An 11,287-nucleotide genomic window follows, 5' to 3' on the forward strand; every position below is an offset into this window, starting at 1 on the left:
GCTGGGTCTGTTTTGCACGAGGGACGTGACCGGCGCCACGTCGTACCGACATGAAACACCATGACCGCCTGAGGAAACAAGGGTTGACAAGAAAGAAACTTCGGGGTCATTCTCTGGTGATGCAGGCCACATCCCCCGGTGGTCGCACCGAATCCCCTCCAGGAGCCCCGATGACTCGCCACTCCCCCACCCGCCGACTCACCTGGCTGGCTGCCGCGGCCGCCGGCGCCCTGCTCACCGCCTGCGGAGGCTCCGGCGGGGACGCCGCCCCCACCACGCCCGGTGCCAGCGAGCCCGCAGCCGCCCAGCAGGTCGACCAGAAGCTGCACGACAGCCTGCCCGCCGACATCAAGGAGGCCGGGAAGGTGGTGATCGGCACGGAGGCGCTCTACCCGCCCTTCGAGTCCTTCGCCGACGACAACAGCACGATCGTCGGTCTGGACCCCGACCTGGCCAAGGCCGCGGGCGAGATCCTCGGCGTGGAGGTCGAGTTCTCCCACACCGCCTTCGACGGACTGCTCACCGCGCTCGACGGCGGCCGCTTCGACCTCGTGGTCGCAGCTGTGACCGACACCTTGGAGCGCGAGCAGGTCTACGACTTCGTCGACTACTTCCTGACCGGCCAGTCGATCGTGGTGAAGAAGGGCAACCCCGAAGGCATCGAGGGGATCGGCGACCTGTGCGGCAAGCCGGTCGCCGTCCTCAAGGCCTCGACCCAGGAGAAGCTGCTCGGCCAGTTCAACGCGAAGGAGTGCGCCGGTGACCCGATCGAGATCCACGCCTTCCCCAGCGACAAGGACGCGTTGATGCAGGTGCAGAGCGGCCGCGACGTGGCCTCGTTCACCCAGGACGCCGTCGGCGCCTACAACTCGGCGACCATCGGCGGCGGCAACCAGTTCGAGATCGCCAACTCCGAGGCCCTGCTGCCGACCCCTGTCGGCATGGTCTTCACCAAGCAGGACACGCAGCTGCGCGACGCCTTCAAGGCGGCGCTGGAGGAGTTGGTCGCCAACGGCACCTACGAGGAGATCCTGGCCAACTACGGGCTCGAGAGCGGCGCGGTCGACAGCATCACGATCAACGGCGCGACGGCGTGAGTGTGATGACCATGACCGCAGCGTCCCCGGAGCGGGTACGTCCCACTCCCATCAAGGCCATCCCTGTGCGCCGCACGGGTCAGTGGATCTCCGCAGCGATCGTCGTCGCCCTGGTCGGGGCCCTCGTCTGGACGGTGGCCACCAACGACAACATCCAGTGGCCGGTGGTCGGCGACTACCTCTTCAACTCCAACATCCTGCGTGGTGGGGTCACCACCATCCAGCTCACCGTCCTGTCCATGGTGCTCGGCGTCGTGCTCGGCGTGGTGCTCGCGGTGATGCGGCTCTCGCGCAACCCCGTGCTGCGGACGGTGAGCCGCGCCTACCTCTGGCTCTTCCGGGGAACGCCGGTGCTCGTGCAGATCGTGCTGTGGTTCAACCTGGGGCTGATCTTCCCGCGGCTCGGCGTCGGGCCGATCAGCGCCGACACCAACTCGCTCATCAGCGCCTTCGGGGCCGCGCTGCTGGCGCTGACCCTGAACGAGGCGGCGTACATGGCCGAGATCGTCCGCGGCGGCATCCTGTCGGTGGACAAGGGACAGACCGAGGCCGCCCACGCACTCGGCCTGACCAGCACCAAGACGATGCGCCGGATCGTGCTTCCGCAGGCGATGCGAGTCATCGTGCCACCCACAGGCAACGAGGTCGTCACGATGCTGAAGACCACCTCCCTGGTCGCGGTCATCGGCGCACAGGACCTGTTCACGGAGGCCCAGCTCTACGGCAGCAAGAACTTCACCACCTTCGAGATGTTGCTGGTCGCCAGCTTCTGGTACCTCGTGCTGACCACCGTGCTGACCTTCGCCCAGTCGCGGCTCGAGCAGCGTTTCGCCCGCGGCACCTCCCAAGGCGCTCCAGCAGGCCCCGGCTTCGCCGCCCGGCTGCACGCCAACCTGCGTCCTGGACGCACCGCCACGCAAGGAGCCTCCCGATGACGACCGCGATGGTCAGGGCCGAGAACGTCCACAAGTCCTTCGGTCACGTCGAGGTGCTCAAGGGCATCGACCTGGAGGTGGCCAACGGCGAGGTCTTCTGCCTGCTGGGTCCGTCCGGCTCGGGCAAGTCGACCTTCCTCCGCTGCATCAACCACCTCGAGACGATCGACGCCGGCCGTCTCTCGGTCGACGGGGAGCTGATCGGCTACCGAGAGGAGGGTGACAAGCTCTACGAGCTGCGTGAGAGCGAGGTCGCCGCCCAGCGCCGAGACATCGGCATGGTGTTCCAGCGCTTCAACCTCTTCCCACACATGACCGCCCTGGAGAACGTCATGGAAGCCCCGGTCCAGGTGCGTCGGGAGTCGAGGACGGACGCGCGTGACCGGGCCCTTCAGCTCCTCGACCGGGTCGGACTGGGCGAGCGTGCCGGCAACTACCCCGCCCAGCTGTCCGGCGGCCAGCAGCAGCGGGTCGCCATCGCCCGCGCACTCGCCATGAAGCCCAAGCTGATGCTCTTCGACGAGCCCACGTCCGCCCTCGACCCGGAGCTCGTGGGGGAGGTCCTCGACGTGATGAAGGACCTTGCCCGTGAGGGGATGACGATGATCGTGGTGACCCATGAGATCGGCTTCGCCCGCGAGGTCGCCGACACGGTGGTCTTCATGGACGATGGAGTGGTCGTCGAGGCCGGGAAGCCCGCCGACATCATCGGCAACCCCCAGCACGCCCGCACCAAGGCGTTCCTCTCGAAGGTGCTGTGATGAGTGCGACCGCGACGACGTACGCCGTCACGGACCCGGCCACAGGCCAGGTGCTGCGGACCTATCCGACGGCCACGGACGCCGACCTCGAGCGCGCGCTCGCGTCCGCGGCCGCGGCCTACCGCACCTGGACGCCGGCCACGACGGTCGCCGAGCGCTGCATCCTGCTGCGCGACGTGAGCCGCCTGCATCGAGAGCGTCGCGAGGAGCTCGCCGCGATCATCGCCCGCGAGATGGGCAAGAGGCTCGATGAGGGCCTCGGCGAGGTCGACTTCTCCGCCGCGATCTACGAGTTCTACGCGGACCGCGCCGAGGCCCTGCTTGTCGACGAGCCCGTCCAGCTGCTCGACGGGGAGGGCTCCGCACTGGTCCGCCGCAGCCCGTACGGCGTGCTGCTGGGGATCATGCCGTGGAACTACCCCTACTACCAGGTGGCCCGGTTCGCCGGCCCCAACCTGGCGGCTGGCAACACGATCGTGCTCAAGCACGCGCCGCAGTGCCCCGAGTCAGCGGCGGCGCTGGAGCAGCTGTTCCTCGACGCGGGCTTCCCCGAGGGTGCCTACGTCAACGTCTACGCAACGAACGAGCAGGTGGCCTCGACGATCGCCGACCCGCGGATCGCCGGGGTCTCGCTCACCGGCTCGGAGCGGGCCGGCTCCGCCGTGGCGGAGCTGGCCGGCCGCCACCTGAAGAAGGTCGTGCTCGAGCTCGGCGGTTCCGACCCCTTCCTGCTGCTCGGCACCGACGACCTGGAAGCCGCAGTCGAGGCGGCGGTCACCGCCCGGCTCGACAACGGCGGCCAGGCGTGCAACGCCGCCAAGCGTTTCATCGTGGTCGACGAGCTCTACCACGCGTTCCTGGAAAGGTTCACGGCAGCGATGCTCGCGGCCGAGGTCCCTCCGCTCTCGTCGGTGGCCGCCGCCGAGCGGCTCGAAGAGCAGGTCGCGCGGGCAGTGGCGCAGGGCGCCCGCCTCGCGACCGCCGGCAAGCGGGACGGTGCGGCATACCCGACGGGCGTGCTGACCGGCGTGACGCCTGAGAACGACGCCTACCACGAGGAGCTGTTCGGGCCGGTGGCCGTCGTCTTTCGGGTCGCCTCTGAGGAGGAGGCGGTGACCCTTGCCAACGACACGCCGTACGGCCTCGGCTCCTACGTGTTCACGACCGACCCCGACCAGGCGGCCCGGGTGGCCGACCGCATCGAGGCGGGCATGGTGTTCGTGAACGGCGTGCTGCTCGACGGCCCGGAGCTCCCGTTCGGCGGCATCAAGAGCTCCGGGTTCGGCCGTGAGCTCGGCCGCTACGGCATCGAGGAGTTCGTGAACAGGAAGCTCATCCGCACGGTCCGCTAGCACGGCCCGGGCGGAAAGCACCGCGCCCGGCCCCGTGAAGCCGGGGCCGGGCGCGGAGCTGGTGGATCAGGCTTGCTGGCCAAGGGCGAACTGGAGGTTCCCGGCCTCGTCGACGCCCGCGTCGAGGACCTTGTCGCTGAGGGCCTGTGCGGCCTGGTCCTCGAGGAAGACGGTCGCGCCGGCCTGCTCGACGACCTGGTCGCCGGGCTCCGGGTGCTCGGACGGGGAGACGCTGAAGCTGTCTTCCATGACGGGGTCGGCGGCGATCCGGAGACCGGCTCCCTCGGCTCCCGTCTGGGACGTGATCTCCTTGACGATCATGCTGGCGTTCTCGGTGAGGGTGAGCATGGCTACCTTCCGATGGCGTGCAGGACGCCCACCACCCTTGCGCGGATGCCCGTGGGACTCAAGTCGCCGGACGCCCCGGCGGCACGGTCAGGGTCCTCAGCCCTTCTCGATCTCGTCGTCGTCGGAGGCGTGCGCCTCGGGTTGCCCTAGCACCGCGCGACCGGCCTCGAGCCGGGCCACCGGGACGCGGAAGGGCGAGCAGGAGACATAGTCCACGTCGGTGCGGTGGAAGAAGTGGATCGACTCCGGATCACCGCCGTGCTCCCCGCAGATCCCGACTTTCAGGCCCGGCCGGGTCGCTCGCCCTTCCCGGGTCGCGATGTCCACGAGCCGGCCGACCCCGTCGACGTCGAGGCTCTCGAACGGCGAGACCGTGAAGACGCCCTTGTCGAGGTAGGCCGCGAAGAACGCCGCCTCGACGTCGTCTCGGGAGAAGCCCCAGGTCGTCTGGGTGAGGTCGTTGGTGCCGAACGAGAAGAAGTCGGCCGCCTCGGCCACGCGGTACGCCGTGAGGGCAGCGCGGGGCAGCTCGACCATCGTGCCGATCGGGATGTGCAGGTCCACGCCCTCGCTCTCCCGGACCTCGGCGAGGATCGCGTCGGCCTCGTCGCGGATCAGGTGCAGCTCCATCACCGAGCCGACCAGCGGCACCATGATCTCGGGGCGGGGATCGCCGCCCGCCTTCACCCGCCGGGCCGCGGCCTGGGCCACCGCGCGCACCTGCAGGGCGAACAACCCCGGCACGGTCAGGCCGAGGCGGACACCACGCAGCCCGAGCATCGGGTTGGACTCGTGCAGCCGCTCGACCGCCGCGAGCAGGCGCTCGTCGTCCGCGTTCTCCTCGCCCCGCTCCTTGGCCACCGCGACCTTGACCATCAGCTCGGCGCGGTCCGGCAGGAACTCGTGCAGCGGCGGGTCGAGCAGGCGGATCGTGGTGGGCAGGCCGTCCATCGCCGTGAGGAGCTCGACGAAGTCCTCGGTCTGTGGCGTCACCAGCTCGGCCAGCGCCGCCTCGCGCTCCTCGGCGGTGTCGGCCAGGACGACGCGCTCGATGAGGGGCCGGCGCTCGCCCAGGAACATGTGCTCGGTGCGGCACAGCCCGATGCCCTCGGCTCCCATCCGCCGGGCCCGGTCGGCGTCCGCGCCCGTGTCGGCGTTGGCCCGCACCCGGAGCCGGCGCACTCCGTCGGCGTGGGTGAGCAACCGGTCGACCGCGCGGACCACGTCGGCGGTGCCCTCGTCGACCTTGGCGAGTGCGACGTCGAGCCCTTCCTCGAGGTAGAGCACCACGGGGGACGGCACGACCGCGAGCTCGCCGACGAAGACCTCGCCGGTGGAGCCGTCGATGGAGAGGACGTCGCCCTCCTTGACCGTCACGCCACCGGCCGTGGCGACCAGTCCGGCGGCGTCGACCTCGAGGGACTCGGCTCCGCACACCGCGGTCTTGCCCATGCCGCGGGCCACCACGGCTGCGTGGGAGGTCTTGCCGCCGCGGCTGGTCAGGATGCCGGTCGCCGCGATCATGCCCTCGAGGTCCTCGGGGTTGGTCTCCTTGCGCACGAGGAGCACGCGCTCGCCCCGGGCCTGCCACTTCACGGCGGTGGCGGAGTCGAAGACCACCCGGCCGACGGCAGCACCCGGGGAGGCAGCCATCCCCTTGGTCAGCAGGGTGCGCTCGGCGTCGGCGTCGAACTGCGGGAACATCAGCTGCGCCAGCTGGGCGCCGGTGACCCGTTCGAGCGCCTCGTCCAGGGTGATCAGGTGCTCGTCCACGAGCTGCGTCGCGATCCGGAAAGCCGCGGCCGCCGTGCGCTTGCCGACGCGGGTCTGCAGCATCCACAGCTTGCCGCGCTCGACCGTGAACTCGATGTCGCAGAGGTCGCGGTAGTGCGTCTCCAGTCGTCGCATGATGCTGGTCAGCTGCTTGTAGGAGTCCGGGTCGAGCTCGGCGAAGTCGTCGAGGGAGAGCGTGTTGCGGATGCCCGAGACCACGTCCTCGCCCTGCGCGTTGGCGAGGTAGTCGCCGTACACGCCCGGCTTGCCGGTCGCAGGGTCGCGGGTGAAGCAGACGCCGGTGCCGGAGGTGGCGCCGAGGTTGCCGAAGACCATGGTGCAGACGTTGACCGCGGTGCCGAGGTCATGGGGGATCCGCTCGCGACGGCGGTAGAGCCTCGCGCGGTCGGTGTTCCAGGAGTCGAAGACGGAGCGCGTGGCCAGGTCCAGCTGGCGGCGCGGCTCCTGGGGGAACTCCTCCCCGGTGTGGCTCACGATGATCTGCTTGAACTCCTCGACGAGGGCTTGCAGGTCCGTGGCCTCGAGCTCGACGTCGGTCTCGACGCCCTTGCGGGCCTTGGCGGCGTCGAGGGCGGAGGCGAACGCCTCCCCGTCGACCCCGAGGACCGTCTTGCCGAACATCTGGATCAGCCGCCGGTAGGAGTCCCACGCGAACCGCTCGTCGCCCGAGGCCTTGACCAGTCCGAGCACGGAACGGTCGTTGAGCCCCACGTTGAGGACCGTCTCCATCATCCCGGGCATGGAGTACCGCGCTCCCGAGCGGACGCTCACCAGCAGCGGGTCGGTCGAGTCGCCCAACCGACGGCCGACCTCGTCCTCGAGCCGGCGGAGCGCCATGGTGACCTGCACACGCAGCTGGTCCGGCTCCCGTCCCTGCTCGAGGTAGTGGCGACAGGCCTCGGTCGTGATCGTGAAGCCCGGAGGGACCGGAAGGCCCAGCCGCGTCATCTCGGCGAGGTTCGCGCCCTTGCCCCCGAGCAGGTCCTTCTGGTCCTTGTCACCTTCGCTGAAGTGGTAGACCAGCTTCTTCGCCGACGGATTCATGTCGCTTCCCTCATTTCCGGACCGGCCGCCCGATAGGCCGAGAGATCGGCCGATGGCCTCGCACCGCATCGTTGCACGAGTTCGCGTCCGGTATCAGCCCCCGAGAAGTGCCAGCACCCGGGCCAGAGGGGTTGGGCAGCAGGCCTCGAGGGCGCAGACTGGACGGTGTCCCGCGAGGGACCCCCACCGGAGGACGTGAGAGCCATGACCACCAAGACCTGGACGGTGCAGGTGACGCTGGACGAGACCGAGGACGACACCCTCGCCGACGCGGCACTGAGCATCGAGAACAAGATGGAGCTGCGCGGGCACGGGATGAGCCGACGCAACCCGCGCGACGAGTCGGAGCCCCGGATCGGCGACGAGCTCGCCGCGGCCAGGGCACTCTCCGACCTGGCCCACCAGCTGCTGGCAGCAGCCGCCCACGACATCGAGTCCAAGACCCACGTGCCCGTCCGCTCGCTCCAGCTCTGAGACACCAGAGCCATGGCTGTCACCAGCTTCCAGGACCTGCCGCTCGCCGACCGTGACCGCGAGTGGGACGGCGCCGCCGCGGAGAAGCGCGTGCGGAAGTGGGCTGGCGCAGAGGACGGGCCCAACGAGCGCTACCGCGACGCGCATCTCTGGTACGACGCAGAGAAGAAGGGCAACTTCACCGCCTACAAGCTGCTCATCGCCGACGTCGTCGGCGGCGAGCTGAAGGCCGTGCCGCGCGGCGTGATGGCGGCGGCCGGAGTGATGGAGGGCGCCCGCGGCGGCGTGAACCTCCCCGACAAGGACGTCGACCGCGTCAAGAGCCACCTCGCGAAGTACTACGCGAAGATGGACGACTCCCCACCCTGGGAGTCCTAGCAACGCGGCCCGGTGTCGCACCCTGATGGCTGGGTACCGCCCACGCACCAACGTGGCCGCCCGGCCCGTCGCCGGCAGGAGGCCATGTGACCACGATCGCCCCACCCCCGACGCCGGGGCGTCGCAACGGCTCCCGGCGTCGCGCCGCCCGGCGCGCCGCTGAGATCACGCCGTGGCAGCCCGGCGGTGACTTCACCGTCGGCGCCGAGGAGGAGCTGCTGCTGGTCGACGCCGAGGGCCGCCTGCTGGGCGAGAAGGCCGTAGCCCTGGTCAGGCGCCTGCGGCACGGCCTCGATGAGGACGGGGCCGTCTCGGGTGAGATCTTCCTCGACCAGCTCGAGTTCGGGACCATCGTCTGCCCGGACGCCAACGCCGTCGCCGACTCGCTGCGCCACCTCCGCGGCGAGGTGCAGCGGGCCGGCGCCCTGGCCATGGCCGTCGGCGTGCATCCCAGCGCCCCCTTCGGCGAGGCACACACCCGCACCTCGAGGCGCTACGACGCGATCGTCCCCGAGTTCGCCGGGCTCTTCCGCACGCCGACGTCGGCCTTCCAGGTGCACGTCGGGATGCCCGACCCGGCCGCTGCGATCACGGCCTACCGCGGCCTGCGCAACCGGCTGCCGCTCTTCCGCGCCCTCGCCGCCAGCTCGCCGTACTGGCACGGCATCGACTCCGGGCTCGCGTCGGCCCGGGCCGCGATCCAGCGCTCCTATCCGCGCACCGGGGTGCCGCCGCTGCTCCGCTCGTACGACGAGTACGTCGCCGTCACGGAGTCGACGATGGCCGCCGCGGAGGTGCCCGACTACACCTATGTCTGGTGGGACCTGCGGCCCCAGCCCCGGTGGGGCACGCTGGAGGTGCGGGTGATGGACGCCCAGCACTCCCTCGACCGGGCGGCGGGGCTCACCGCGCTGGTCCAGGGCCTGGCCCGGCACGCCGTCGAGGTGCCGGCGACGGTCGACCTGCCGCACGAGGTCGTCGTCGAGAACGACTTCCGGGCCGGCCGCCACGGCCTGGACGCCCGGATCGTCGACCTCGATGGCCGCATGAAGCCGGTGCGCCAGCTCGTGCGGGACGCTGTGGCGCAGGCCCGTGAGGTGCTCGCCGGCGACGGGCTCGACGGCCCGCTCGACGTCGTCGACGCGATGGTCACGGCACCCCTGGAGGGCGACCGCCAGCGCGCGCTGGTCGAGCGCTCCGGCATGGAGGCGCTGGTCGAGGACCTGGTCGACAGGACGATGCGCGAGGCCCGGTAGGCGCGGCTCAGGCCGCCGCCGGCTCGCCCGCCCGTGAGTGCGTACGCCGCGGCCGCAGGCCGCGGGCCAGCTCGACCAGGCTCAGCAGGGCGACGAGCCCCGCCGGCACGCCGATCACGACCACCCGTGTCGACCGGTCGCTGAGGGCGATGAAGGGCCAGCCGAGGTAGGGGAGATCCGCCACGACGCGGGCCTGGGTGGCGGCGGTGAGCTCGAAGGTCCACGGGTCGACGTCGGCGTTGGCGTCGCCCTTGGTGGTGAAGGAGCCGTCGTGCATGGCGATGATGCGGTGGGTGACCAGTGTGTCGATGCCCGACTCGGCCGGCGGCACGTAGGTGATCACGTCGCCGACCTGGAGGTCGGCCACCGGGACGACTTCCGCGAAGACGACGGAGCCACGCTCGATCGACCCGCTCATCGAGCCCCCGGTGATGACGTAGCGCGACAGCCCGAAGGCGCTCGGCAGGATGAAGGCGAGCGCAAGCAGGGTGACGAGGATGCACGCGGTGTCGAGCAGCCGACGCCGGAGCTGCCGGGAGCGCCGGTTGCCGCGGGGGGTGACGTCGATGCTCATGGCTACGACGGTAGGCCGACGCGGTCCACGCGGCGTCCACGTCCGGGCCAGCGGTCGGTAACAGCTCGCCCGACCCGTCCTCGTCGCCTCATCGTCGCGGGAGCAGGATCTCCAGCGAACCGTCCGTGGCGTCGCCCCTGACCCTGCCGCCGAGCACGCCCGCGATCGTCTGCACGGACTCGTCCGTGACCGCGTCGCCGGGTCTCGACGGGCCGCTGGTGACCGTGATCCTGAGGTGCTCGTCGTGCCCCGCGAACCTGAGCGTCACCGGACCGGTGGTCCGATGCGCGAGGTCGCGGAGCACCGTGTCGAGCAGCTGCTCGACCGGCCCGGGGGTGAACGTGAGGTCGGCGCCGGAGTCGACGAAGGCCGTCACGGTGCGCGAGTCGGGGAGCTCCTCGCTCCACCGCTGGGCCACCGAGGTGCCCAGGTCGCGCAGGCTGACCTCGGCACCGGCGACCAGGCTGCGCCCGCGGGCCGCGCCCAGCAGCTCGGCGACGGTGCCGTCGACGCGCAGGATCTCCTCCACGCAGACCCCGGCCGTGCGCCGTACGTCGTCGTCGAGGTCGTCGCGCTGGGTCAGCTGCTCGAGCTCGAGACGCATGGTTGTCAACGGCGTCCGGATCGCGTGGGAGGCATGCTGCAGGGCCTCCCGGTCGCGCCGGATGGACTCCTCGAGGCGGGCGGCGCCGGCGCGGAGGGCGTCGGCGACGGCAGCCACCTCGGGGATGCGCGACCTCGGCAGGTCGAGGTCGAACCGGCCCCGGCCGAGCGCGGCGGCGCCGTTGGCCAGCTGCGTGAACGGCCGGGACAGCGCCCGGGCCAGCAGGAAGCCGACCACTCCGGACAGGGCGAGCAGGGACAGGATCAGGGCGGTGAGCGAGCCGATCTTCTGCCGCACCAGCTCGCTGACGATGCGCCCCGACCGGACCGCGGTCACCGTGGTCTCCCCCACGGTCTCGCGCACGCGCAACGGATCAGCGAGAGCCGCGTCGTCGAAGCCGGCACCCTCGACGACGAGCGGCGCAGCGCCGGGGACCTCCACGGTCACCCGGGTCGCGTCGCGGACCAGGGGCTCGACGTCGCCGGAGGTGAGCGGGCCTTCGACCTGCCGATCCTCGACCACGTGGGCGATCAGCCGCGTGTCGAAGCCGAGGTGGTTCAGCTCCGAGTCACGTGTCACGTCGGCGATCGTGAAGGCCCGCACCACGCCGGCGCTCGAGAGGATGACGAGGGCCAGGCCGACGAAGGCGAGGGTCAGCCGCTGGCGCACG

The 11,287-nt window shown here is 70.9% G+C and carries 11 protein-coding genes; 7 read left to right on the forward strand and 4 right to left on the reverse strand.

What is annotated here, in order from left to right:
• The first annotated feature begins 170 nt into the window (after nt 1-170).
• The 4 genes from DDE18_RS16190 to DDE18_RS16205 are packed head-to-tail and all read left to right on the forward strand — an operon-like array spanning nt 171 to nt 4,145.
• Nucleotides 171-1,097, forward strand: a complete 927-nt coding sequence (locus DDE18_RS16190; protein WP_116573319.1) for an ABC transporter substrate-binding protein — start codon at nt 171-173, stop codon at nt 1,095-1,097.
• A gap of 11 nt (nt 1,098-1,108) precedes the next feature.
• Nucleotides 1,109-2,032, forward strand: coding sequence for an amino acid ABC transporter permease (locus tag DDE18_RS16195; protein WP_211754586.1), 924 nt, complete (start codon nt 1,109-1,111; stop codon nt 2,030-2,032).
• On the forward strand, nt 2,029-2,793 hold the full coding sequence (locus DDE18_RS16200; protein WP_116573320.1) for an amino acid ABC transporter ATP-binding protein: 765 nt from the start codon (nt 2,029-2,031) through the stop codon (nt 2,791-2,793). Before DDE18_RS16195 ends, DDE18_RS16200 begins: the two co-directional genes overlap by 4 nt.
• Entirely contained in the window at nt 2,793-4,145 is a 1,353-nt protein-coding gene (locus tag DDE18_RS16205) for an NAD-dependent succinate-semialdehyde dehydrogenase (RefSeq protein ID WP_116573321.1), read from the forward strand. Before DDE18_RS16200 ends, DDE18_RS16205 begins: the two co-directional genes overlap by 1 nt.
• A gap of 66 nt (nt 4,146-4,211) precedes the next feature.
• On the opposite strand, the gene DDE18_RS16210 is transcribed toward DDE18_RS16205, so the two are convergent.
• A complete protein-coding gene (locus DDE18_RS16210; protein WP_116573322.1) occupies nt 4,212-4,493 on the reverse strand; it encodes a Fe-S cluster assembly protein HesB in 282 nt (93 codons plus the stop codon).
• Nucleotides 4,494-4,589: 96 nt separating this feature from the next.
• Nucleotides 4,590-7,331, reverse strand: a complete 2,742-nt coding sequence (gene ppdK, locus DDE18_RS16215; protein WP_116573323.1) for a pyruvate, phosphate dikinase — start codon at nt 7,329-7,331, stop codon at nt 4,590-4,592.
• Between the two features lie 204 nt (nt 7,332-7,535).
• Between ppdK and DDE18_RS16220 the strand changes: the two genes are divergently transcribed.
• From DDE18_RS16220 to DDE18_RS16230, 3 genes are all read left to right on the forward strand, one after another.
• Nucleotides 7,536-7,805, forward strand: coding sequence for a DUF1876 domain-containing protein (locus DDE18_RS16220; RefSeq protein WP_116573324.1), 270 nt, complete (start codon nt 7,536-7,538; stop codon nt 7,803-7,805).
• Between the two features lie 12 nt (nt 7,806-7,817).
• Nucleotides 7,818-8,183 (forward strand): hypothetical protein, encoded by a 366-nt coding sequence (locus DDE18_RS16225; RefSeq protein ID WP_116573325.1) that lies wholly within the window; start codon nt 7,818-7,820, stop codon nt 8,181-8,183.
• Nucleotides 8,184-8,269: 86 nt separating this feature from the next.
• Nucleotides 8,270-9,439, forward strand: a complete 1,170-nt coding sequence (locus tag DDE18_RS16230; RefSeq protein ID WP_116573326.1) for a carboxylate-amine ligase — start codon at nt 8,270-8,272, stop codon at nt 9,437-9,439.
• A 7-nt stretch (nt 9,440-9,446) separates the two neighbouring features.
• On the opposite strand, the gene DDE18_RS16235 is transcribed toward DDE18_RS16230, so the two are convergent.
• Nucleotides 9,447-10,013, reverse strand: a complete 567-nt coding sequence (locus DDE18_RS16235; protein WP_116573327.1) for a signal peptidase I — start codon at nt 10,011-10,013, stop codon at nt 9,447-9,449.
• 88 nt (nt 10,014-10,101) lie between these two features.
• Nucleotides 10,102-11,286, reverse strand: a complete 1,185-nt coding sequence (locus DDE18_RS16240; RefSeq protein ID WP_116573328.1) for a histidine kinase dimerization/phospho-acceptor domain-containing protein — start codon at nt 11,284-11,286, stop codon at nt 10,102-10,104.
• Between the last annotated feature and the right edge of the window lies 1 nt (nt 11,287).

It is taken from the genome of Nocardioides gansuensis, assembly GCF_003076135.1.
GTDB classification, from domain to species: Bacteria; Actinomycetota; Actinomycetes; order Propionibacteriales; family Nocardioidaceae; genus Nocardioides; species Nocardioides gansuensis.